Raw genomic sequence first — 22,594 nt, 5'->3', positions numbered from 1 at the left:
GAGCGCCTTCATCGACTATCGGCCAAAGGCCGCCCTGCACCAATATCTGCTTTGGGAAGACCGTCCTCTGACGCATCAGAGGACGCCCGCATCAATGTCGGCTCATTGAATCCACCGGATTACAACACGGCAACGCCGCCCACTTTCAGCTATCACTCCAGCGGACCGTCTTCGGCCGCCGCTGAATATCAGCGTTAGATTTCACGAAAGCACACGTGCGCCTCCTATCCTTTTCAGTAACTAACTTCCGAAGCATCACGGACGCGCACAAGATTCCCATAGGTGACTCAACGGTCCTGATCGGCAAGAACAACGAGGGCAAGTCAAATGTCCTTCGCGCTCTTAGCATTGCCATGAAGGCCCTTACGGCGCATGCCGCTGACGATGCGCTGGGCATCTACGAAGCAAGGGACACGCAGCGCTACTCCTGGCGTCGAGACTTTCCAATTTCCCTTCAATCTAGATCAAGGGGACTTGAATCAATTTTCCGTCTTGAATTCGCCCTTAGCGAACATGAGATCGAAGAATTTCGAGCCGAAATCAAGAGCAATCTGAATGGAACGCTGCCGATTGAAATAAAGTTTGGCCGAAACAACGTCGCGGACATTCATGTTCGCAAGCAGGGCCCTGGTGGATTGTCACTATCCGCAAAATCTCCCCGGATTGCCAAATACGTCGCTGCGCGCATTGAATTCATATACATTCCGGCAGTCCGAACGGAAGATGAAGCCCTCACTGTCGTTCAAGAAATGCTTTCAACCGAGCTGGCTCACCTGGAAAGAGATGTCGACTACATTGCGGCGCTTCAAAAGATTACAGAACTGCAACAACCGATTCTTGACAAGGTCTCTGAGTCGATTCGAACATCACTCAGACAGTTTCTTCCAGGCATTAAGAGCGTAACGGTTCGTGTGCCTCAATCGGCCAGACGAGTCGCGCTTCGAAGTCAATGCAAGATCGAAATCGATGATGGCTCGCGGACACTTCTTGAGTACAAAGGCGATGGGGTAAAGAGTCTCGCTGCACTAGGACTTCTGAAGGATAAGAAGAAGCCGGATGGCGCATCCATCGTCGCAATTGAGGAGCCTGAGTCGCATCTCCACCCAGGTGCCATGCACAGCCTTCGCGAAGTGATCGAGACTCTCACAGCAAACAACCAAGTCGTAATTACGACACACTGCCCGCTTTTCGTGGATCGAACGTCGATAGCGCGCAACATTCTCATTGATGGAAACACAGCAAAGCCCGCACAAGACATCGCTGCAATTCGGAGGCTCCTGGGGATCCGCGCCTCAGACAATCTCGTCAATGCGAGTCATGTCCTCGTTGTGGAGGGTGATGAAGATGTTGTCGCGCTTTCTGCTCTCCTGCCACACCTGAGTACGACTGTTGGCAGGGCGCTAAAACAACATCACCTCGTTTTAGAACCAATTGGTGGCGCCGGCAATCTCTCATACAAGCTAAGCACGCTCGCAAACGCTCTGTGTGTGGCGCACGTTCTGTTGGACAACGACGAAGCCGGGAAAAAAGCATACGAAAAAGCAGTCCTTGACAAAACCCTGCGGCTAGCAGATACGACACTGGTCAATTGCAAGGGCATGCCGACTTCGGAGCTTGAGGATACCTTCGAAAAAGGCGTCTATGAAGGCGCGGTGCTTGATGAGTTTGATGTGGACCTCCACGATTCGGCATTCCGCGGTAGCGCCAAATGGTCCGACCGGGCCAAGGCGTGCTTTGAAAAGCAAGGAAAACCTTGGAACGACGGAGTGAAAGCTCAACTGAAGGCAGTTGTTGCCCATGCTATTGCGAAACAACCGGCAGATGCACTCAATGCGCACAAGAGAAATTCGATAGATGCACTCGTTAGGGCACTGGAGAAAAAACTCGGATCGAAATCGGTAGTCGAGGACGAAGGTGAAAATTAATCCCTTCATCGAAATAACGGCTACTACTGGCTGGTGAATCGGTCGGCTCTTGCCTTCTCGGGATACTTGCCAACTTCGTGGTGGGCCGTTGTCGCCGTTGGAGTGGCGTTCTATCTTTTCATTCTGCTGTCGCCATGGGATGCCGGGTCCGGTGCAGTGTCGAAGTGGCTGTCCGAGCGTACTGCCTGGGCACAGCGCCTTGCGCGGATCCTGGCGGGCACCCTCCTGGTCGCCGTGATCATCCCGTTCGTGCTCATCGCGTGGACGGCAGTGATGGTCATTCCCGATGCGTTGGGCGCAGCCAGTGGCAAGGCGCATGCCGAGCGCGAGGCCGCCGAGTTCAAGAAGGGCTGCGAGAAATCCAAGCAGCCGTGCGTCGAGCTGAAGAAGGGCGGCGAAACGGTCGGCTTGGGGTTTGTGCTGGACCGCTCGCCTTCGTATATCGCTATCTTTGACACGCAGCCGCAGCGCGCCCGTGTGATCCCGAGAAATGCGCTTGAGATGATCTCCAGAAGGGCTCCACTCGCGCCAGCGGCTGGGGCGCAGTGTTTCTACCGCCAGTGATTGACGATCTGGTGTTTGACCGTTTCGACCGCGACGCCGAAGTGCCTCGCCGCGTCTTCCATCCGATAGTCAGAGGTGTCCGCACCCACGAATTCCCGTAGCTCCCGGTTGGGACAAAGCAATTCCGCCGCGAAGGCGCGTTGCGTCTTCTGGCGTGCTGTGTGCGTTGCCGTGGTCGGCAACCAAGCGTCAGATGGGGGGGCCAAGAGGTGGTCGGCCAGCATGCGAGCGGCGTCAAATCGCCGTCTGACGTGGGCGTGACTGCGGAAGATAAAGCGGGCGTCACCGCTTTCGTCGAGCGAACGAAGGGCAATCCCGAACGGCAGTGCAGAAGAAACGCCACCAGCGGTTGCTTCGAGGGCAGATGCGTTGATTCCGAGCAGTTGGGAGATGCGTTCGTCGGTGACGATCGTTTCTTCCCATCCGCAGTGAGTTCGCAATTTGTCTGCCAGCGCATAACCACGATGCCATGGGTGGGTCCGTGCCATCACGGCGCTCACGGGCAAGTCTTCCGGATGGATCTGAAATCGTCCTTTCGGTGCCGCTTTGCCAGCACTTTCGACGATCGACGACGTCAACTGGTCCGATTTCGACGCCCCTGCGCTTGCATATGCAATCTCTTCGGCCGCTGCGGCGCCAGCGCTCGATTGCAGTTCGCGAAATCGTTGGACAACCCCGTCGCTTGCTTCGCCGGGGTCAAAGCCAAGAATGGCTTCGAGACGCCGGTATTCAGAAATTTCCTTGTTGGCGCGCTCTGAAGACAGCTCTTCCCACTGCTCGTGCAACTGGGTCTGAAAGACTTGCCTGTCATGCAAACGCGCGAGAACCTTCTCCACGAATCGTGAGACGGCGACTTCGAACTCGTTGGCACGGACCCAGGCCCTGAACTGCCCGAGATACTTGAGCGGCTCGTAGGGAGCATGGCCGGACGGATGCATCGTCATTTCTATCGATTCGCCATCCGACTCGATCGCCAGGGCAGGCCAGACGAAGCCACCACCGGCGGCGGGCAGGGCGTGTGACATCTTCCAGTCCAGACTCGGCTCGACGCGCTGCTGTGCGGCCTCCCATCGCAAGCGCCACCAGGAGGACGCCAGCCAAAGCGCGAGCGGGTAGGCCGACAACAGCGCGCGATTGCTCACCGACCCCGAGAATTCGTTGTCGCATCGGGTCGCCCACTCTTCACCGACCTTGAGTTCGACGAAGCCGCAGGTTTGCGCCACCTCTGGCGGCTCGCCCGAGGGGGTCGACCACTCGCAGTCAATGTGCAAACGGCCTGTCATTTCTTTGTTTTGGCGATCCGCCAACGTTCAATCACAAATGTACGCAACGGGTCCGATTCAGGCATCGGGTACCCGTGATAGGTGCCACTTTCGGCATTGTCCAACATGGCTTCCAGCGCAACACCCGTGGCCGCAACCGCCCACACGTTCTGCGGAAATCCGCCGCTGTTTTGTGTACTGACCAGCCCTTTCTTGGCGCCATCTTTGAGCAGCGCCTGAGCATCGGCCTTGCAATCGACCACATCATCGCAGATGGATTTGCCTTGCCGAAGCGCGGCCGGTGGGTCGAGACCAAAATCGCCGGGGCCCCTCTTGTGCAGGGGACTGCCGACATATCGTAAGCGCTCTGCTAAGGCTTCCAAGGATTCCACGGCCTGAGCGCCCACCGGCGGGGGCTCGAGTCTGCGCTTGGGATTGAAGGCTTTACGCTGCATGGCCGAAGGATACAGGTAGCCCAAACCGGGCGCTGAAGTCAAACCCCGTGAGTCGTTGGGAATCTGCGATGCATCGACTACTTCGGGGCGATTCAGCGAAATTTCAGCGGGACTGCCTGGCCCGGACAACGGGCGACTTGGACTCACGCTTCGCAAAAAACGACGGTCGTGAGCGCGGTCTTGCTTGCGCAACTGCTGCCGGCCCTGCTCACGGGGTTCGGAATCTAGCCTTCGGCCTCATTTTCGGTCGACTCGACTTGGTCCGCTTCGGCGCCCGTCGTTTCCAGTTCGACTCTGCTCGCGAAGCCACCATCACCAATGTTGTGGCACACCTTGACGGTCAGCCATTGAGTCTCGTCGATTTGCGGCTTGAACCCATGCACCTGCACCGGCGTCTGTGGTGCAAGCAGCGGTTCGCCAAGGGCCAGACTGAGCTCGAATGTTGCGGCACCGCGCTGAATTCGTTTCCACTCTGCCATCGCAGCAGCCCGTGCGTCCGCCTCCGTCGCATGCCCTTCCTTCAACCGCTTCGCATTCCCACTGAGCCCCACCAGCACGGATCGTCGCTTGGCCCTCGCAGCGTCGTGCCAGTACGCCCGCACACCGCTGTAGGCCTCGCGGTCGCTGGTGTGATATCTGTGGCTGTCGCCATCGCGGCGCGAGATATCGATGACGGGCAGTGATTCGCCCTGGCTGGTGGTCGTGCCGATGATGGGCAGGAACAGCAGCAGGCCCTTCTTGACCGTGGCGACCGCGTCGTAGCGCTTCGCCAGCCGCGTGACGAAGTTGAGGTCGCTCTCGTTCGTCTGGTCGATGTGCGCGACGGCCAGGCCGGCCAGCGTGGCATCGATACGCGGCTCGAGTCCGTTGCGCTGTGCGATCGCGCCGAGGATCTCGCCCAGCGTGGTCCGGTGCCAGCTCTGTTCCCTGCGGTCGCGCAGTTCCTTGCCCAGGTCCGCACTTCGCGCGCGGATCGTGACCTGGTCGGGCGCGCCGCTGTGCTCCGCCTCGTCGACGGTGAAAGTGCCCTTGTCGACCAGGGGCTGTCCGGCCCAGCCGATGGCGAGCGACAGGGTCACGCCCTTGCGCGGGATCTCCAGCGCGCCGTCGCTGTCGTCCAGGCACAGGTCGAGCTGGTCGGCCTCGTCGCCGCGGCATTCGGTCAGCGTCAGGCTGATGAGGCGGGTCGGCCGCCGTGCGCCACGTCCGAAAGTTTGGCGGAAGTAGCTGTCGGGCTCGTCGATTCATCCACTTAACGCGATCTTCGCTGCGAACAGTGTGAGTTTGTTCCGCAGGGGCCAAAAATGCGCGGCAATGAACGACCAAGCTTTAGAGCGTCGATGGCAACAATGAATGCTAGGGTCAAGGAACAAGGGCTGAAATCCGCGCGGAGCCATCCGAGCGGCTTCGAACGAACAAAAGGGAAACGATGAAGGAGCATGCGTTTGGCGGCGTTTGGACGGGCAAGAAACTCGAGATCCTGAAGAGTTATCTCCAGTTCTATGTCGTTGCCCTCAAGGCCGCGCCGTTCAAGCTCGTGTACATCGATGCGTTCGCCGGTACCGGACGATGCATCATCAAGGATAGGGGCACAAAGCGGACCATCGCAGGCTCGGCGCAGATCGCGCTCGACATAGAGCCAGCCTTTCGCGAACTCATTTTCATCGAGAAGAAGCCCAAGCACGTCAAGCAGTTGCAGGCGCTGCTCGATACCCATCAGGTTGGCGTGCGTTCGCGCATCGTCCAAGGCAGTGCCGATGAAGAGTTGCGCGGCGTGCTCGCTTCTCAGAACTGGAGGGAGACGCGGGGTGTCTTGTTCCTGGACCCTTACGGCCTTCAGTGTGACTGGGAGACGGTCAAATTGATCGCTGGCACCAAGGCTCTCGACGTGTTCTTTCTCGTCAGCCTCTCAGGGATCTATCGACAGGCAATGAACGACCTGCGGGACGCCGACAAAGACAAGATCGAGTCGCTCAATCGCTTCCTCGGAACTCCGGACTGGCAAACAGAGCTCTACCAGGCACAAGGTGGGCTGTTCGGAGAAGACTCCCACCACCGTCACGCAAACCCGGCGGGTGTTACCCAGTACGTCAAGAAGCGCCTGGAGACGATCTTTCCGAAGGTGGTAGACCCGACCGTCCTCTACCACGTCGACGGTCAGGGACGTCGTGGTGCGCCGCTCTACGCGCTTTTCTTTGCTGTGAGCAACCCGGGCAAGCACGCCATTGCTCTGGCAACCAAGGTCTCGAAAGAAATCATGGCGAAGTTGCGCTGACGACCTTCACCGGGAAGTCACTCCACCTTCTTCCCGCGAGCTCGCGCCCATTGCTCTTCTTGTCGCGCCGAACGCCGTCCGCGCCCCACGCGCCCCATTGCTTGAAGAAGAAGGCCACGCCCTGCGCGATGGACTGGCGGCGCACGTTCTCGGCCCATTCAGGCTTCATCGGCCGGGCCTTGGCGCCGCTCTCGCCGCCGACGATGACCCAGTGGATGCCCTTCAGGTTCAGGGTACCGACGTCTTCCAGCAGCGGCTCGACCGACAGAAAGCGCACCGCCGCTTTCACCTTCCGCAGCTGCGCGATGCGCGGCACGCCGTACTTCTTGTCTTCCACCGACACGCCGAGCCACACGTTGCTCGGGCAGTCGCGCGTGGCGAAAAACTCCGGCAGCCTCTCGGCGCGCTTGGTCAACACCTGGTAGGTGTGGTGCGGCGTCTCCTTGCAGACCTGCAGCACCTGCTCGATGTACGCGTCCGGCACGTCCTCGTGGAAGAGGTCGGACATTGAGTTGACAAAGTAGGTGGTGGGCGACTTGCGCGCCTTCGGCTGCTGCAGCCGCTCGGGGTGGACGGTGAGCGCGAAGCCGTTCTCGTAGCCCTTGGTGCCCATGGCCGTCAGCCGGCGCGTCATCGTCTCGGCGTAGCAGTGCTTGCAGCCGGGGGAGATCTTGGTGCACCCGGTGACCGGGTTCCATGTGTGCTCGGTCCACTCGATGCTCGATTCGGCCATGGTGTCCTCCTGTTGACTGCGGATTTTAGTCAGCCGTCACAGGTGTGTGTCGCTCGCTCGCCCGGAGCCCGCTCCCGGCGAACCGACCGTTCATAGAGAAGTTTGCTCAAAGGCTGGCCAATGGCACGTCGGCGCTCCATGGCGTCAGCGGGTTGTCCCTTCCATTTGCCGTGGCCTTCGTCGCGGGCTACGGCATCGACGCACTCTTTGCGGTGCTCGACCACTTGACCCGATTGGTCGGGTCGCCCGGCGTGCCCAGCAGTGCCGGGGAGCGAAACGCCTAGGGCCCCTCCACAACCCCAAAAGGTGGTGCAGGCCGTCTCGAGGGCCTTCAAGAAGGCGCTTGTCAAACGCGCCCTCGGCGCGGAGGTGCCGCGGTAAGGCTCGAGCGTGGCCCGATCAATGCATGCTGTAGGGACGAAGCACCTGTAAGGCGGCCGTGTCCAACGCTCGCGCTGGCGGCAAGCCTTCGCTGACGAGCGCCTTCAATCGGCGATAGACCTCAAACATCAGGTCTTCGTTGTATTCGCTCGAGTCAGGATCGATGACCGGATACTCACGCTCCAAGGAGCTCAGTGTCCAGTCGTATCGGTCCCGGACGGCTTCTTGGTTCTCACCGGGGGCTTGCTCGACCCCCGACGAGCTTGAGTTCGATTGAATTCTCATGGGACCCCCGAAAGTCGTCGTAAGAAGGAAGATCAGCTCAGCGTGAAATGTAATACAAAAGAAAACATAAATGCGAGGTCGTCTGTCGCCGTCGGATGGCCCTCACGACTCGACCGCAGGGGTATGAGCGCTGGCGACCTCCCAGCAAACCGGTTTGACATGTTGAGTCAAGTGCCGCCTGCAGCGACGGAACCACCCTTCGGCTCGGCGCCAACAGTCTCGAACTCCGCCCTGGTCGCATAGCCGCCATCACCGAAGGCGTGACTCGTCTTGACCGTTAGCCATTCGGTCTCGTCGATTAGCGGCTTGAAGCCGCGCAAGCGGGCGGGTGTCTGGGGTGCCAGGAGCGGCTGCCCGATCGCCAAGGTCAACTCGAACGTCGCGGCCCCGCGCTGGATCCTCTGCCATTCGGCAAGGGCCGCAGCTCGCGCATCCGCCTCGCTGGCATGCCCTTCCTTCAACCGCTTCGCATTGCCGCTCAGGCCTACCAGCACAGATTGCCGCTTGGCTTTTCCCGGGTCATGCCAGTACGCCCGCACGCCGCTGTAGGCCTCGCGATCGCTGGTGTGATACCGGTGGCTGTCGCCATCGGCGCGCGTGATCTCGATGGTGGGCAGTGATTCGCCCTTGCTGGTGGTCGTACCCGTGATCGGCAGGAACAGCAGCAGTCCCTGTTTGACCGTGGCGACTGCGTCGTAACGCTTCGCCAGCCGGGTCACAAAGTTCAGATCGCTCTCATTCGTCTGGTCGATGTGCGCCACGTCCCGCGCCGCCAGCGCGTCATCGATCCGCGTCTTGAGCTGGTTGCGCTGCGCAATGGCCTCGAGGATCTCGCCCAGCGTGGTCCGGTGCCAGCTCTGTTCCTTGCGCTCGCGCAGCTGCTGCCCCAGGTCGGCGCTGCGCGCGCGCAGCGTGACCTGGTCTGGCGCGCCGCTGTGCTCCGCCTCGTCGACCACGAAGCTGCCCTTGTCCACCAGCGGCTGGCCGGCCCAGCCGATGGCTAGCGACAGCGTCACGCCCTTGCGCGGGATCTCCAGCGCGCCGTCGCTGTCGTCCAGGCACAGGTCGAGCTGGTCGGCCTCGTCGCCGCGGCACTCGGTCAGTGTCAGGCTGATCAGGCGCGCATCGACGGTGGGCGTGATGTCGCGGTTGCCGAGCTTGATGCGGTAGCTGGGTTGCGGGTGGCGCGGGGCGTGCTCGGCCATGCTCAGCCCTGCGCCTCGGCGGCCTGGTCGCTGTCGCCGATCGCGTCGATACGGTCGTCGTCCACGCGGGCCAGCTGCAGCTGGAACTCGATGCGCCGGGCCTGGCCGTCGCGGTGGAAGAGGCTGCGCGTCTCGTTCAGCGACTCGATCACAAACTGGCCGTAGACGATGCCGGTGCCGTCCACCAGCGGCCAGGCCGCGCCGGCGGCGCCCATGGCGCGCAGCTCGTCGAGCGAGCCGGTGTCGCCGGCAAAGCCGGGCAGCAGCAGGCCGTTGAGGTTCATGGTCTCTTCGCCGGGCCCGACGAACTGCCGCGCCGGCCTGGCGCCCACGCGGCTGTTGCTCGGGTGCCGCCAGCTGGTCTGGCGCTGCAGGTCCTGGTAGGCCAGCGTGTCGAGGCTGAACACGAACTGGCCGAAGGCCATCATCATGGGGTCGGGCCTTTCCTTTTTGCTCAGTCGATGTCCGAGAGGGACGAGAGCATGGTGGCGCGCTTGCTGCGCTGGCGGCGGTCCAGCTCGGCGCTGACGGCGCGGGCCAGGGCCTGCGCGTCCATGCCGGGCGCGGCCTGGATGGTGATGTGGATGGTGTCGCCGCCGATCGACAGCGGGCGCTGCGTTGCTGTGGCGCCGAGGGGCGGGCGGCGGTCGAACTGCAGGGCACCGGCTTCGGTGCCCGCGCCGGCCGCTCCAGCGGCCATAGGCAGCGCGACAGCCGCCGCCGCGGCCATCCCCAGCGCCGCCTGCCGCACGCGGCTCTGGCGCTCGCTGATGCCCTCGGCGGCGCCGTTGCTGATCTCGTTGCCCGCCAACATGAAAACGCGGCTCGGGCTCTTGATGCCGAGCTTTTCCTTGAACCAGCCGATGGTGGCGTCCGCCACGCTGTTGACGACGTTTCTCAGACCGCCCCACATAGACATGATGCCTCCCACGAGGCCGCCGATGATGTCCGCGCCGAGCGTCCAGAAGCGGATTGGCAAGGCGGCTGCCAGTGAGACGAGGCTCCCGAGCATCTTCCCGAAAACCTGTCCGGCGCTGGCGGCGCCGTTGAGTTGGTCTTGCGTGGCCTGGAAGGGCGCCAGAAGTTGAGAAATCAGATCTCGCGCCTCCTGCAGCTTCCCAGTGAACCAGTCCCATACAGGTTTGAGCGGCGCAAAGATCTCGGCCAGTGCACCGAACAGCCCCTCGAGAGCAGGCAACAGGGGCGAGATTCCAGCAAGGAAGCCGGCCCACATCCCGCCCAGGAACGCCTTGATCGGCTCCCAGTACTTGACGATGAGAAGCCCGGCGAGGGCAAGCGCCATGACCGCCGCCAAGACGAGTCCGAATGGAGACAGCAGCATGGCCCGGCCCACCACCAGCAGCGCGTTGCCGGCCGCCTTGAGCGCGACGATCAGCGGGCCGCCCACCACCGCGGCGAGCGGACCCATGACGCTGGTCACCTGCGCGAACAGGAACCGCATCAGCAAAATCTTGCCCGCCACCAGTGCCAGCGGCACCAGCAGCGCACCAGCCAGCGCGATCAGCGCCGAGATGGCCGCCGCCACCTTCAGCACGCCGCCGACCAGGCCGGGGTTGACGGCGACCCATTGCGTGAAGCGTTCCAGCAGCGGGTTGACCAGGTTCAGCAGTTCGATCAGCGCGGGCTTGAGAGATTTGCCCAACTCCGTATTCGCGTTGAAAAGCCGGTTCTTCGTCATCTGCCACCGGGCAGAGATCGTGTCGTTGCGGGCCGAGGCCTCCCGGCGCATCGAGCCCTGCGCCTGCGGGCCCCGGGCAAGCTCCAGTTGCCGCTGCAGCTCCTCGGGCTTGTCGACCAGCTTGGCCAGCGTGTCGGAATGCTCCACGCCCACCAGCTCGACCATCACGCCGATCTGCTTCTCCCGCGGCAGCGCGCGGATGGCGCCGATCACCTCGAGCAGGGTGGCGGTCGCGTCCTTGGACATGCCGGTTTGCACGTCGGCCGACTTCAGCCCGATCTCCGCCATGGCGGACTGGAACTTCTTCGTGCCCTTGGTGGCCGCGGCGAACTTCTGCACCATCGCGTTGGCCGCGGTGCCGGCCGTTTCCTCGCGCTCGCCGAGCGTCAGCAGCGTGGAGCCGAGCGCCGCGGCGTCGCGCGGGGACATCGCCACGGTCGAGATCACGCCCGACGTCCTGTTCAGGAAGCCGATGATGTCTGCGCCCTTGCTGATGGCGTTGTCGTCCAGGAAGTTGATCGAGTCGGCCAGGCCCTCAATCTCGGTGAGCTGGATCTTGAAGTTCTTCGCCACCTTGCCCATGGCCTCGGTGATCTCGCCGGGCACGGCGTCGAAGGCGGTCGCCATCATCGCGGCGGTGCGGGTGAAGCTCTGCAGCTCGTCGGTCGGCACCTCCATGCGCGCGGCCGCGGTCACCATCTCGGCGATCTGGGTGGTGGCGATCGGGAACTCGTGGCTCAGCGCGCGCACCTGTTCCTCGATGGCGCGGTACACCGGCGTGAGTTGGCCCAGCTCGTCGCGTGCGCCGGGCACCTGGCGGGCGATGCCGAGCATGGCGTCCTCATGCGCGGCGAAGCTTTGCACCGGGCCCAGCACCGCCTGCACGCCGCGCGAGCCGGCCGCGTAGGCGCCGTAGCCGGCGCCGGCGGCCATGCCGGTGTGGAGCATGGCCTTGCCGTGACGTTGGCGCAGATCGGCGAGGCGCTTTTCGCTGGCGTGCAATGCTGAGAGTTGCGCGCGTTGCGCTTCGAGCGCCGACTTCAACTGCTCCTGGCTGGTGCGAAGATTCCGCGTCTTGCGGTTGAGGTTGTCGGTGCCGATGCCTGCGGCGTCGAGCCGTTCCTTGTAGCCGCTCAACCGCTGCTGGGCGGCTGCTTGTCGCGCGCTCAACGCAGCAATGGATGTTTCGGCGTTGCGCGCCCGATCGCTCAGGAACTTGAGACTGCTGGATGAGCGGCCGGCCGCGCGCTGCGCAGCTTCCAGCCGGATGCGGCTGGCGTTGAATGCCTGGTTGAATTGTTCGCCGCTCGTCTTGCCTGCAAGAAGGGCTCGAGCCAATTTTCCGTGCTCCGAGACGGCGACTTTGACCTTGGCCATGACAGCGCCGTGCGTCTGGCGATGCCGCTCCAGCTCGGCTCTGTAGTCAGCGGCCTTCGTCTTCAGATCTCGCAGCGACCGTTCATTTCGCTTGAGTTCGACGGCTGCGACGCGGAAGCCACGCATTTCAGACTGCGCCCGGTCAAGCTCCTTGAGCTTGTCGCGCGACTCTTTCAGGGCACGTGCCGTGTCGCCGCTCGCGCCCTTGATCCGACGCAGCGGCGCGGTCGCCTTGTCGATGGCTTGCAGGATGACCTGCAGCCGCAGGTCATTGGAGGCCAAGGGTGCCTCCGCTGCGGGTCAGTCTTCGGCGAGCAGCGCTTCGATCTCGGCGGCCCGGGCGCGGTCTTCCTTGGCGCTGTAGTGGGCCCAGACGCCCGTCAGCATGGCAAAAGGGAACAGCGCCGCGCCCAGCATCGCCAGGATGCCAATGGCGGCCACGATGACGAGGAGGATGTTGAAGAGCATGGGGGGCCATCGTAGGGTCAGTCCTGCGGTTCGTGGCGCTCCCGGGCGCGCTCTCGCCAGGCCATCAGCTCTTCAACCGAAAACTCGGACATTTCCGATGGCGCCCAATGAAAAATCACCGCCAGATCAGCCATCGCGTCCTCTACGCGCTCGGGGAGACGGCCGCCAGCGCCGCCCTCGGCAGCAAAAAACCCGACACCATCGTGCCGATCTGCACCAGGTCGGCCGGGTCCATGTCGCCAACCTCCTGCTTGAGGATCATGGGCGTGCTGATGCGCGGCAGCACGGTGCACAGGGCGTTCACGTCCATCTGCAGCAGGTCGGTGAGCGAGATGCCGCGCAGCTCGCCGGACTTCGGCTTGCGCAGGGTGATGCGCTCGATGGTGGTGTCGCCGCGGCGGATCGGCGTGTCGAGGGTGATGGTGTTGGTGTTGGTGGTGGTGTCGTTCCGTTCGTCCATGGGTGTCTCGCTGAGGTGGTTGGGGTTCACAGGCCGATGGCCGCACGGATCTCGGCCATCAGGTCGTTGCCGTTGACGTACTCGACCATGTTGACCAGGTCGATCTCGATCACGGTGGTGCCGTCGATGCTGAGCTTGTAGTAGCTGAGCGCGGTGGTCACCTTGATCTCGGTGAGGTCGCCGGCCTTGCTGGTGCCGGGGTCGATCTCGGTGTGGCGGCCGCGCACGACGATCTCGAGCGCGCCGACGTTGCCGGTGCTGGCGTCCTGCAGGGCGCCCGCGAAGCGCAGCAGATTGGCGTCGTGCTTGGCAGCGCCCCATTGCGCGAACAGCTCGCGCAGGTAGCCGGCCGCGGTCCATTGCAGCTCGAGGCCCTCCATGCCGAGATCTTCCTTGATGGGGCCGTTCATGCCGCCGGCGCGGTAGTCCTCGGTCTTGCGGGTCAGCTTGGGCAGCGTGACTTCGGGCACTTCGCCCAGGTAGGCGCGGCCGTCGTTGAACAAGGTGAAGTTCTTGAGCTTGCGGGGTAGGGACATGGTGTCTTCCTCGTGGATTCAGGGGATGGCGGCGATCACGCGGCGGCGACGCGCGCGGCGAAGTCGGCGAAGTAGCGGTCGGTGATGCGCTGGCGGAAGCTCAGGTCCTCGATCGGCGGGATCGGCGTGTAGTCGTAGTCGATCACCAGCTTGCCGCTCTTGAGCGTCTCTTTCTGGTTGATCTCTTCGTCGTACCAGGCCGAGCCGTCGAGGATGTAGCCGCCGGCCTTGAGCTCGCGGAACTTGGCGTTCACGCCTTCGATGATGTCCTTGACGATGCTCGGGTGCATGGGCTTGTCGACGGCCCACAGGTGCGCCTCGGCGATGCTGTCGGCCAGCACCTGGGCGGTGCGCGTGGCCGACTCGAAGGCGAACAGCGGCTCGTCGCTGCAGGTGCGCGAGCCCCAGAAGCGGTAGCCGCTGCTGTTGATGAGGGTTGTGACGTCGGCGGCGTTGAGCACGCCGGCGTCGGTGGCGGGGTTCTGCAGGTCCCAGTAGATGTCCTTGGAGATGCCGAGCACGCCATTGACCGCGACGTTGGAGAGCGTCTTGTGCCAGCCGGTGTCGTTGTCGATCTTCGCGCGCAGGCCGAGCGCGTAGGCGGCGGCCGGGGCGTTGGCGCGGGCATTCGCGACGGTGTCCCAGTTCTGGAAGTCGGGGTAGATGACCATCAGCTCGCGCGAGCCGAATTCCTTGCGGTAGGCGGTGGCGTCGGGCACGGTCTCGCAGCCCCAGGCGCCCACGTAGGCGAAGGCGCGCAGCTGCTGGGCGATGCTGGCCAGGCCGGCCGCGACCGGTTGCGTGTCGAGGCCCGGCGCGCCGAGGATGCGGGGCTTGATGCCGAGCATGGCCTGCGCGGCGAGCAGCGCCTTCATGCCGGTGTACTTGCCCTGCGGCGTGACGCTGCCGATGACGTTGGAGGTGGTCGCGGCTTCGTCCGAGCCCGGCTCGACGCGCACGACGACGGTGATGGGCCGCGCCTGGTCGGCGATGGCCTGCAGCGTGCGCGCCAGCGTGCCGCCGGTGCCGGCCTTGGCGAGGGCGGCGTAGACGTTGGTGATGAGCACCGGGGTGTTGAGCGGGAACACCGATGCGTCGGCATCGGGCGCGGTCGCGACCAGGCCGATGACCGAAGTCTGGATGGTGCGGATGGGGCGCGTGCCCTCGGTGAGCTCGAGGACGCGGACGCCGTGGTGGTAGTCGGTGAGGGACATGGGTTCTCCTGGGGTTCTGTGGATGTCGCGGTGCTCAGCTGGGCTCGGCTATCGGCTCGGACTTGGGCTCTGGCTCAAGCACGGGGGCGGGGACGGGCTCGGGCATGGCGAAGCGCGGCAACAGGTCGGCGAGGTGCTCTAGCCCGGGCTCCGGGGCCGCGCCGGCCTGAACGCGCTCCAGCAGCTCGTAGCAGGCCTGCCAGACGGCGGACCGCCACGCGCGCAGTGCGCGGCCTTCGGCCTGGAACTTGGGCACCGACGGCTCCTCGGCATAGGTGACGGCGGTTCGTATGTCGTCGTAGCCGTAGGAACGGGCGATGGCATCCATGTAGTCCTGCACGTGGGCGCGCAGTGCCGCGAGGCGTTCATCGAAGCTGGGTTCGACGGGTTCGGGTGTTGGCGCGGGCTTTGGCGCCGCTGCGGGCGCGGGCGGCGGCGCTGGCGCAGGGATCGGCTCGAGCACCCAGTCGCGGTCCACCAACACGGCGCGCATGCCGACCGGCACGCGTGGCGGCACGGCTTCGGTCGCGACAGCAGAGTTGAGCAATGCATAAACGGGCTTGCCGGTGCGCTCGGTCTCGACCGGGTCGAGTGGGTGCGGCGAGCTGCCGATCAACACATGGGTCTCGGGGTCGATGAGATAGATGGTCTTGGTCATGGGACGTCAATAGCTGATCCAGGCCGGCAAGGCGACGTTGCGCGGGCGCGCTTCGGAGCCGCTGTCGTGGATGCCGATACCGGTGGCGCTCGCACTCAACCAGATGCCAGTGACAGCCGCGCCGATGCCGACGTTGTGGGCGTGTGAGCCCCTCGCATCCGTGCCCCAGCGCTCATCGAAGCCCTCGATTGCGATGCGGTTGTTGAACTCGCCGTTGGGAACCAGCGGCGGAATGCCGCCGGCCTTCTCGCTCCAACTCGCGTGGATGCCGTTCAGGTGGGCGTGGTGCCCTTGGGCGTCGGTCCAAGCCGGGTGTGCGTGGCTTGGATCGTTGACGTAATGCCCGTGGGTGGGGTCCGACAAGGCGTGGCCGTGGCTCCGGTTGTCACCGTCCTGCCAGGAGCGCAGCGCACGGCCAGCCTCGACCCCGCGGCCGTTGTCCAGGCAGCGGATGAACTCGCCGCGCAGTTCGATCAGCGAGAAGGTGCCGGTGCCGGACAGGCCGAGCCGTGCGACCAGGTCGGGATAGTTGGCCTGGTTGTAGCTCACGTCGCCGCGGATCGGCAGGTAGCCGGGGATGCTTGCCGGGTTGTCGTAGCTGTACTGCACCATGCCGGGCTGGTGCCATGGCGCGCGGGTATAGCGCGCGCCGTTCCAGACCATTTGCCGCAGATGCGGCGCGACGATCGTGATGACCTGGCCGGCGAATTTCACAGGGACCGCATCGAATCCGTCGCGAAATGCGTAGACCGGGTGCGGGTCGGCCTTGGCCTCGTGCGCGGCGGTGGAGTCGCTCAGCAGGGCCGCGATCTCCTTCGCGGTGTGGGCCCAGCGCGTCCACCTCGTGGAGTCGCTGCCGGGCTCGATGCCACGGCTTTGCACAAGGCTCTTCCAGGTCGTGCCCGCATGCGCGACATAGGCCTCGGCCGGATAGTCGAAGCCCGGCACCCAGGCCGTGATGTTGCGCACGCGCAGATAGCGCGTGCGGTTGGCCAGCTGGCGCGGCGGCACGTTGTCGATGCCGCTCGGGCCGCCGAGCACGGGGTCGTCTTCTTCCCACTGGTAGATGCCGTCTTCCCAGGCGTCGGTTTCGATGAGGTTTGCCATGAGGTCTATGCGCTTCCGCGGTTGAACGAGCCGTCGCGGCGCATGGCGCCGTTGTGGCTGCCGGCGACGGCCGCGTAGCGCAGGCCCACGCAGAGACAGCGCGCCGGCGCGACGGAAGGGAGCAGGGCGCGGATGCGCGCGGCCTGCGCGTTGGTGATGGGCCGCTCGAGCACGACGCGGTAGGTGGCCCAGGTGGACGAGAGCGGGGCGCGGGCGTATTCGCCGTTGCGCGAGATCGCGCCGTCGTGCTTGTTGCCGCCGACCCGCTCGATGAGGGTGACCTCGCCGAAGCCGAGCGCGCGCAGCAGCGCACGGATCGCCCAGGGCGTGCCCTTGCGGCGGTGGATGTTGATGCTGTCGAGGATGACGGCGCGGCGCGCATCGTCGCTGCGGGCATCGCTCCAGCCTTCGACCGTGAGCGTCCACGAGAGCCATGGCAGCGCCTCGGGCGGGCAGTGTCGGGCGCTCCACAGGTGGCGCAGGCCGGAGGTGTCCAGCGCGAGCCTGGAGACTGCGGCGATGGCCGACTCCAGCGCGGTCCGGTTTGGCGGCAGAAGGCGCGCGTCAGTCATTGGTCACCACCTCGGTGATCGCGATGCGGACGACGCGCACGCACTGCGTCGTATCGCACAGGATGTCGGCAGCCGGCGAGAGCAGTTCGACTCGATCGATGCCGGGCTGGTGCAGCGCGGCGTCGATGCCCGAGCGCGGCAGGCCCGCAGCGAGGCGGCGCACCTTCGGCAACCAGGCGTCGAGCGCGGCGCGGGCGGTCGCCGCGGCGACTTCGCCGGCCGGGCCGGTCTTGCGGTGCAGCACCGCGACGATCTCGGCGTCGATCAGTTCGGCGGGCTGGACGGTGACCAGGTCGCACAGCGGGCGGATGTGCTCGGCGCTCAGGGCGTTGCGCACGGTGTCGAGCAGGCCCTCGTCGGCGATGCCGCTGGCGGTGGCCGCGAGGATGGTGACGCGAACCTTGCCGGTGCCCGCCTCCGGGCTGTCGACGCCAGCATCGGCCACGTGGGCGTCGGCCGTCATCGCGTGGAAGCGGTAGCTCTCGCGCGAGCCGGCGGTGGTGATGCCCTCGAGCGCGGCCTGCGTGCGCTCGCGCAGGCGGTCGTCGGCCTCGAGAACGGCCGCGACCGGCGGCACGGCGTTCGGGTTGGCCGGCGTGACGACCAGGCGCTGCACGCCGAGGTTGGCCGCGAGCTGGTCGAGGTCGCTGCCCACGGCATAGGCCAGCATGCTGGCGCGCGCGGCGTCGTTGATGCGCTGGCGCATCAGCAGCTCCTGCCAGGCCATGACCTCGAGCAGCTTCATGGCGGGGTCGGACTCGAGCAGCAGCGTGAACTCGGGGTGCAGCTGGCGGAAGCGCGCGAGCAGCTTCTGCAGGATGGCCTCGTAGTCCAGCGGCTCGATGACCTGGGGCGCGGGCAGCAGCGTGAGGTCCATGCTCATGCCGCGGCCCTCATCTGCATGGGCACGCGCAGGGCCAGCACGCTGGCCGCGATGCCGGGCGGCGCGTAGATGCCGTCGATCTCGATCACCACCTGGCCGGGCCGGGTGCCGCTGAAGAGCTGCACGCGCGAGAGGCGCAGGCGCGGCTCCCACTTCATCAGCGCACCGGCGACGGCGGAATAGGCGCGCACGCGGGTCGTGCCGTTGTCGGGCTGATCGACCAGCTCGGGCAGCTGGCTGCCGTAGCTGCGCCGCATGATGCGGCTGCCGATGGGCGTGCCGAGGATGTCGGCAATGCTCTGGCGCAGGTGCTCGACGCCGTCGAGGGCGCGGCCGGTGAGGCGGTCCATGCCGCTCATACCGGGCCTCCGCTGAGGTCGCCGCCCTTGACGACCTTCTCGTGCGCGTGGCCGGCCAGGCTGATGCCCTGGGCGACCACGTCGTTGCCGGGCAGCGTGATGTCGCCGTTGCGGACTTCGACCGGGCCGTTGATGACGGCGACCGCGCCGCCAGGGCCAGCGCCGCCGCCGACCATGCCGGCGGCGTAGGTCAGCAGGCCTTGCACGAGCAGCTCGCCGGTGGCGACGGTCTTGGGGGCGTCGAGTGTGATCTGCTGCGAATGCACCGTGGCGCTGTCGCTGGCGGTCACCTCGGCGCTCTTGCAGCGGACCGTGACGGAGTCGGGCACCGTGATGTCGGCGGTGCCGCCGGCGGGCAGGGTGGCCAGCAGGGCGTGCCTGGCGTGGTCGTACTCGACGACGGCGCCGTCGGGGTAGGTGATGCGCTCTACGTCGCCGGCGGCACCGTTGGCGGGCACCGCATCGCTGAAGACGCCGACCAGGACGAAGGCCGAGGCCATGTTGCCGCCGGGCGAGAGGACGATGCACTGCTCGCCGACCGAGGGCGGCGACCAGCGGCGGATATCACCGGCGCGAAGCGTGATCCAGGGGAGCCAGTTGGTGGTGACGCCACCGGACTGGACGCGGCAGCGCGCGGTGCCGTGGTCAACCTGCGCGACCGTGCCTGCACGTACGATGTTCTCGATGCAGCGGATGAGTTCTGCGTTGCTTGCGCCTTGTTCGACCATGCAGGGATGGTGCCGGGCGGGGTCGCGTGATGCACGCGATTCGGCTTCTAGATCGGCGATCTACAAACGATGGGGCCTGCAGTGGCAGACCAGCAGCGGGCGTCGTCGCGGGAACTTCGGCTTCGGGCACGCCAGCAGACGATGGCAAGCCGTCCATCATTCAGTTGTTGTCGTCCTGAAATCTGATGCTCCGGTGCGTACCGTCGCAAAATGGCTTGTTCTTCGATCCGCCGCAGCGACACAAGGTGTAGCGCTCACGCGAGGCGCCTTCGCTCCAAGCCTCGGTGTCAAGATCAAAGCCCTGCACTTCATAGGGGCCGTTTCGTGCGATACGAATGCTCGGGGCATTCACGTCACTGGGTCCGGGTTGGCCATGCCGTGTGTATCGAAGCGCGCCCGATGGGCAGCGTCGAACGACCTCGACGATGGTGTCCGCGTCCCCCTGATCCGGTTGGATCCAGGGCGTTTGGCCTTCGCGGAAGACCAGCGGCAGGGCTTTCGCACACCGCTCCGACGCCGAGCACTGAAGACGGTTGAAACGCACGACGATGGCGGCGCCTGGGTAGTCCACGACGCCATCAGGCGTGTGGTCCGGGCGCCGCTCGTCCGAAAACCCGATGCGGATATGAGAGCTGTCACAAAACGGCTTCCGCTTCGACGCGCCGCAACGACACAACGCGATGCCGTGAGACCCATCGAGCCGCTCCCCTTTCGAGTTTGTCAGGTCATCGACGGTGACCAGATAGGGCCCATTGCGCGACAGCTTGATGCGGGGTCTGATCTTCGCCGGGGAGGGATGGCTCACCGCTCCATCCGTGACTGGGTGCTGCTTCATCTTGCAAATCCTCCAAGCCTGAGGTCTGCCGCAAGTGTGCGCGGACGCCAGCCCGCGGACAAGGCCCCGAGAGGACGGCGTGGTCTATTGGTGACCGTCGCAACGGCGCTTGGCCGACCGACCCTATCGCCGGTCCGCCAGGTGGTCCAGCAACAGATCCTTGATCCGCTCCCGATCTCCCTCCGAGAGGCCTAGCAGCGCGCGGACCGGGTACTCGTAGGTCGCCCCGCCGGCCTGGACCTGGTCGCGCAGGCCTTCCTGGTGCACCCGCGCAATGCGCGCCGTGCGGCCAATAAATCCGACACTCGCGGCCTGCTCATCCGCCTGCAGCCGCAGATGCTTCGCGGTCCTCATCCTGGCGAACATCCCACGCCGAATGCGCCCCTGCTGCTGCCGCGCCTTGCCGGCCTTGCGCGGCGCGTAGGTGCTCCCGTCCGGGTTCCGCTGGCTGGCGATGCGCGCGGCCTGGCTGCGTCGGAGGTCCTGCCCGACCTTGCGGGCGAGCGCGCGGCGCTCGGCCGGCGCGAGCCGGGCGATCAAGGGCGCGACCCAGTCCTCGAGCGTGATCAGCGGATCGCTGGCGCTCATGGCTCGGTGGCCTCGAACTGCCATGCGGCGAGCAGCTTGCCGTCGCTCCACGCTTCCCAGCGTTCCGCCGCCTGGAGGGCGCCTTCGCGCGCGGGCTCGTCGGGGTAGGCGACGTCGTAGCGGCGCGCAGCGCTGGGCGCGGTCGGTTCGGCGCCTGGCGCCACGGTGACCGCTTCCGTCAGGTCGATCTCGATCTGGATATCGACGGTCTCCTTGTTCAGGTACTCGACCTCGAAGCGCACGCTCTTGTCGCGCAGCGCCGGGTTCTCCAGGATCTCGACCTGGTTGGCGCGCAACCAGGCGAGCAGCGGCACCATGATCGCGTCGGCCGGGCCCGCGTAGTCCAGCAGCACGGCGGTGAGCGTGTAGCGGTACTCGAAGGAAAGCGTCGCGGCGCCGGCGGCGACCAGGCGGCCCTCGCGCACATAGATGGCGAGCGTGTCGGGGTCGCGCTGCAGCTCGGGCGAGGCGGCTGTCAGGTGCGCGCGCAGGCTAAGGGGTTTGCGCATCGCTCAGGGCGCGGGCGGCGCCGCGTACCTGGTTGTAGCGGTCGATGCAGGCGTTGAGGTCGATGATGGCGCCGTCTCCGTCGCGGGCGATGGCTGCAAGAGCTGCTGCAGCCGCTGGCTCAAGTTCGGCTCGCGCTTGTGCAACTGGGCCGGCAGCGGCGGCAGCTGCATCGCCCGCGGAGCGGCAGGCGGGGGCGCGGGCAGGGATTGACACCCGGACAGCGCCACGGCGCACGCCATCCACAAAATCATCGTGCTTCCTTTGCACATCGGCGAGTTCCTTTCGGTGCTGAAGATCCCGGGTGCCGAGCGCATCGTCCAGTGCGTGCTCGGCGTCGAGCTGGCGTTCGATCGCATTGGCGAGCGCGCGGGCGTTGTCGGTGCGCTCGGTCTGCCAGGCGGCCCGCACCTCGGCGCGGCCGGCCTGGCTGCCGAAGCGGTACGTGGCCGCGGTCCAGCCGATGGCGAGCGCAACCCAGAGCAGCGCGGGCAAGCTGCGCTTGCCGATGGCGGCCCAGCTCACGCATGCCTCCGGTAGGCCGCCGCGAGCTTGCCGTGGTAGTTGTTCTCGGCATAGCGCGGCCCGTTGTAGCGGCGCGCGAAGTCCGCCCAGCGCAGCTCGCGCATTTCGTCGTCGAGCTGCTCGTGCTTCACGAAGCGAATGAAGGCGTCGAGCTGCGTACTTTCGCTGGCATACATCGCGTTGATGAATGCCTGCAGTGTCGCGAAGCCGCAGGCCTTGAAGTTGGCGCCGAGGATCTGGAACTTGCCCCAGCTCGCCGAGGCCAGGGCCGCGGGGCGGTCGAGGAGGGCGGCGGCCTGCAGGCGCTGGTGCTCGCCGGCGTTGCGGGCATCCGCGGTGGGGCCGCGAGCGTAGTGCGCCCGGGTCCAGGTTGGGTAGCTCAGCGTGGGATGCGAGCGGTCGTAGCGGCCGCCCGTGGCGGCGCTGAACTTGTGGCCCTCGAAGAGGATGCGCGGGCGCCCGTCGGCGTCGAATCCGCCCTCGGGCGCCTCAACCTCGCACACCGCCTTGACCGCGGCGACGGCGCAACGCAGCGCGCGCGCCGCGTTCTGGAAGTCGAGCTCGACCAGCGTCTTCATCACGGCCGGCCTCGATCGTCGTTGGCCGGTGGCTCGGCGTCGCCAGGCTTGCGCGCCGCCTGGGCGCGCCCGCGCACCGCATCGATCACCCGTGCCACGAAGCCCAGCGGATCACGGCGCATCGCGCTGCCCAGCGCCTTCAGGCCGGCCCAGATGTCTTCGCTGATCACGGCGCAGGCGCCGACGATCGCGAGGCGGGCGGTCTCGGAGGCGATGAAGTCTTCGATGCCCAGGCCGACGATGACCGCGACCGCGGTGCCGGTCAGCACGGCGCGGGCGAAGCCGCCCCAGCCGCCGTGCCGCTTCTCGACCACGCCCTGCGCAATGCCGGCGACCACGCCGACCGCGGCGCTCGACACGATGATTCCGAGCGTCGAAGGCTCGGCGAAGAGTTTCTTGACCCAGTCTTGCATGT

At 65.5% G+C, this 22,594-nt stretch carries 29 protein-coding genes; 4 read left to right on the top strand and 25 right to left on the bottom strand.

From position 1 onward, the window contains the following. The first annotated feature begins 215 nt into the window (after nt 1–215). Nucleotides 216–1,925, top strand: coding sequence for an ATP-dependent nuclease (locus tag AC1DYD_RS18850; protein ID WP_478174273.1), 1,710 nt, complete (start codon nt 216–218; stop codon nt 1,923–1,925). Nucleotides 1,926–2,027: 102 nt separating this feature from the next. Continuing rightward, nucleotides 2,028–2,489 carry a hypothetical protein gene (locus AC1DYD_RS18845; protein WP_478174272.1) on the top strand — a complete coding sequence of 154 codons (462 nt, stop codon included), beginning with the start codon at nt 2,028–2,030 and terminating at the stop codon, nt 2,487–2,489. Here the strand turns inward: AC1DYD_RS18845 and AC1DYD_RS18840 are convergent. The 3 genes from AC1DYD_RS18840 to AC1DYD_RS18830 form a co-directional block, all read right to left on the bottom strand. Next, nucleotides 2,477–3,772, bottom strand: coding sequence for a M78 family metallopeptidase domain-containing protein (locus AC1DYD_RS18840; RefSeq protein WP_478174271.1), 1,296 nt, complete (start codon nt 3,770–3,772; stop codon nt 2,477–2,479). The two genes, AC1DYD_RS18845 and AC1DYD_RS18840, sit on opposite strands and share 13 nt — an antisense overlap. Further along, nucleotides 3,769–4,248, bottom strand: coding sequence for a hypothetical protein (locus tag AC1DYD_RS18835; protein ID WP_478174270.1), 480 nt, complete (start codon nt 4,246–4,248; stop codon nt 3,769–3,771). Before AC1DYD_RS18835 ends, AC1DYD_RS18840 begins: the two co-directional genes overlap by 4 nt. Nucleotides 4,249–4,430: 182 nt before the next feature. Continuing rightward, nucleotides 4,431–5,285, bottom strand: a complete 855-nt coding sequence (locus tag AC1DYD_RS18830; protein WP_478174269.1) for a contractile injection system protein, VgrG/Pvc8 family — start codon at nt 5,283–5,285, stop codon at nt 4,431–4,433. Nucleotides 5,286–5,635: 350 nt separating this feature from the next. Between AC1DYD_RS18830 and AC1DYD_RS18825 the strand changes: the two genes are divergently transcribed. Further along, nucleotides 5,636–6,481, top strand: a complete 846-nt coding sequence (locus tag AC1DYD_RS18825; protein WP_478174268.1) for a three-Cys-motif partner protein TcmP — start codon at nt 5,636–5,638, stop codon at nt 6,479–6,481. Here AC1DYD_RS18825 and AC1DYD_RS18820 read toward each other — a convergent pair. Beyond that, nucleotides 6,462–7,214 (bottom strand): phage Gp37/Gp68 family protein, encoded by a 753-nt coding sequence (locus AC1DYD_RS18820; protein ID WP_478174267.1) that lies wholly within the window; start codon nt 7,212–7,214, stop codon nt 6,462–6,464. The two genes, AC1DYD_RS18825 and AC1DYD_RS18820, sit on opposite strands and share 20 nt — an antisense overlap. A gap of 152 nt (nt 7,215–7,366) precedes the next feature. Between AC1DYD_RS18820 and AC1DYD_RS18815 the strand changes: the two genes are divergently transcribed. Beyond that, nucleotides 7,367–7,498, top strand: coding sequence for a hypothetical protein (locus AC1DYD_RS18815; RefSeq protein WP_478174266.1), 132 nt, complete (start codon nt 7,367–7,369; stop codon nt 7,496–7,498). A gap of 115 nt (nt 7,499–7,613) precedes the next feature. Here AC1DYD_RS18815 and AC1DYD_RS18810 read toward each other — a convergent pair whose 3' ends face one another. From AC1DYD_RS18810 to AC1DYD_RS18710, 21 genes are all read right to left on the bottom strand, one after another. After that, entirely contained in the window at nt 7,614–7,880 is a 267-nt protein-coding gene (locus AC1DYD_RS18810) for a hypothetical protein (protein ID WP_478174265.1), read from the bottom strand. 167 nt (nt 7,881–8,047) lie between these two features. Then, nucleotides 8,048–9,085: a phage late control D family protein gene (locus AC1DYD_RS18805; protein WP_478174264.1), complete on the bottom strand. Its 1,038-nt coding sequence runs from the start codon at nt 9,083–9,085 to the stop codon at nt 8,048–8,050. Nucleotides 9,086–9,087: 2 nt separating this feature from the next. Then, a complete protein-coding gene (locus tag AC1DYD_RS18800) occupies nt 9,088–9,516 on the bottom strand; it encodes a phage tail protein (protein ID WP_478174263.1) in 429 nt (142 codons plus the stop codon). A 23-nt stretch (nt 9,517–9,539) separates the two neighbouring features. Next, on the bottom strand, nt 9,540–12,443 hold the full coding sequence (locus AC1DYD_RS18795; RefSeq protein WP_478174262.1) for a phage tail tape measure protein: 2,904 nt from the start codon (nt 12,441–12,443) through the stop codon (nt 9,540–9,542). An 18-nt stretch (nt 12,444–12,461) separates the two neighbouring features. Then, on the bottom strand, nt 12,462–12,629 hold the full coding sequence (locus AC1DYD_RS18790) for a hypothetical protein (protein ID WP_478174261.1): 168 nt from the start codon (nt 12,627–12,629) through the stop codon (nt 12,462–12,464). A gap of 17 nt (nt 12,630–12,646) precedes the next feature. Beyond that, the gene (locus AC1DYD_RS18785; protein WP_478174260.1) at nt 12,647–12,763 is read right to left on the bottom strand and encodes a GpE family phage tail protein; all 117 of its coding nucleotides are present in this window, start codon (nt 12,761–12,763) and stop codon (nt 12,647–12,649) included. Between the two features lie 8 nt (nt 12,764–12,771). Further along, nucleotides 12,772–13,089 (bottom strand): phage tail assembly protein, encoded by a 318-nt coding sequence (locus AC1DYD_RS18780; RefSeq protein WP_478174259.1) that lies wholly within the window; start codon nt 13,087–13,089, stop codon nt 12,772–12,774. Between the two features lie 26 nt (nt 13,090–13,115). After that, nucleotides 13,116–13,625, bottom strand: coding sequence for a phage major tail tube protein (locus tag AC1DYD_RS18775; protein ID WP_478174258.1), 510 nt, complete (start codon nt 13,623–13,625; stop codon nt 13,116–13,118). 35 nt (nt 13,626–13,660) lie between these two features. Then, the gene (locus AC1DYD_RS18770; RefSeq protein WP_478174257.1) at nt 13,661–14,839 is read right to left on the bottom strand and encodes a phage tail sheath protein; all 1,179 of its coding nucleotides are present in this window, start codon (nt 14,837–14,839) and stop codon (nt 13,661–13,663) included. A gap of 34 nt (nt 14,840–14,873) precedes the next feature. Continuing rightward, nucleotides 14,874–15,497 (bottom strand): hypothetical protein, encoded by a 624-nt coding sequence (locus tag AC1DYD_RS18765; RefSeq protein ID WP_478174256.1) that lies wholly within the window; start codon nt 15,495–15,497, stop codon nt 14,874–14,876. 6 nt (nt 15,498–15,503) lie between these two features. Beyond that, nucleotides 15,504–16,604: a hypothetical protein gene (locus AC1DYD_RS18760; RefSeq protein ID WP_478174255.1), complete on the bottom strand. Its 1,101-nt coding sequence runs from the start codon at nt 16,602–16,604 to the stop codon at nt 15,504–15,506. 5 nt (nt 16,605–16,609) lie between these two features. Beyond that, nucleotides 16,610–17,176, bottom strand: coding sequence for a phage tail protein I (locus tag AC1DYD_RS18755; RefSeq protein WP_478174254.1), 567 nt, complete (start codon nt 17,174–17,176; stop codon nt 16,610–16,612). Then, the gene (locus AC1DYD_RS18750; RefSeq protein ID WP_478174253.1) at nt 17,169–18,059 is read right to left on the bottom strand and encodes a baseplate assembly protein; all 891 of its coding nucleotides are present in this window, start codon (nt 18,057–18,059) and stop codon (nt 17,169–17,171) included. The genes AC1DYD_RS18755 and AC1DYD_RS18750 overlap by 8 nt, the downstream gene beginning before the upstream one ends. Then, on the bottom strand, nt 18,056–18,418 hold the full coding sequence (locus tag AC1DYD_RS18745) for a GPW/gp25 family protein (RefSeq protein ID WP_478174252.1): 363 nt from the start codon (nt 18,416–18,418) through the stop codon (nt 18,056–18,058). The genes AC1DYD_RS18750 and AC1DYD_RS18745 overlap by 4 nt, the downstream gene beginning before the upstream one ends. Continuing rightward, the gene (locus AC1DYD_RS18740; protein WP_478174251.1) at nt 18,415–19,146 is read right to left on the bottom strand and encodes a phage baseplate assembly protein V; all 732 of its coding nucleotides are present in this window, start codon (nt 19,144–19,146) and stop codon (nt 18,415–18,417) included. Before AC1DYD_RS18740 ends, AC1DYD_RS18745 begins: the two co-directional genes overlap by 4 nt. A 160-nt stretch (nt 19,147–19,306) precedes the next feature. Next, nucleotides 19,307–19,981 carry a CDGSH iron-sulfur domain-containing protein gene (locus AC1DYD_RS18735; protein ID WP_478174250.1) on the bottom strand — a complete coding sequence of 225 codons (675 nt, stop codon included), beginning with the start codon at nt 19,979–19,981 and terminating at the stop codon, nt 19,307–19,309. 123 nt (nt 19,982–20,104) lie between these two features. Next, nucleotides 20,105–20,569, bottom strand: a complete 465-nt coding sequence (locus AC1DYD_RS18730) for a phage virion morphogenesis protein (protein ID WP_478174249.1) — start codon at nt 20,567–20,569, stop codon at nt 20,105–20,107. After that, entirely contained in the window at nt 20,566–21,078 is a 513-nt protein-coding gene (locus AC1DYD_RS18725) for a phage tail protein (protein WP_478174248.1), read from the bottom strand. The genes AC1DYD_RS18730 and AC1DYD_RS18725 overlap by 4 nt, the downstream gene beginning before the upstream one ends. Next, nucleotides 21,062–21,601, bottom strand: a complete 540-nt coding sequence (locus AC1DYD_RS18720) for a lysis system i-spanin subunit Rz (RefSeq protein ID WP_478174247.1) — start codon at nt 21,599–21,601, stop codon at nt 21,062–21,064. Before AC1DYD_RS18720 ends, AC1DYD_RS18725 begins: the two co-directional genes overlap by 17 nt. Beyond that, nucleotides 21,598–22,179 (bottom strand): N-acetylmuramidase family protein, encoded by a 582-nt coding sequence (locus tag AC1DYD_RS18715; RefSeq protein WP_478174350.1) that lies wholly within the window; start codon nt 22,177–22,179, stop codon nt 21,598–21,600. The genes AC1DYD_RS18720 and AC1DYD_RS18715 overlap by 4 nt, the downstream gene beginning before the upstream one ends. Further along, nucleotides 22,179–22,592, bottom strand: a complete 414-nt coding sequence (locus AC1DYD_RS18710; protein WP_478174246.1) for a hypothetical protein — start codon at nt 22,590–22,592, stop codon at nt 22,179–22,181. Before AC1DYD_RS18710 ends, AC1DYD_RS18715 begins: the two co-directional genes overlap by 1 nt. Nucleotides 22,593–22,594 lie beyond the last annotated feature (2 nt).

The sequence above is a fragment of the Variovorax sp. P4_B11 genome (genome assembly GCF_056402355.1).
This window is presented reverse-complemented; position numbering and strand designations above follow the sequence as displayed.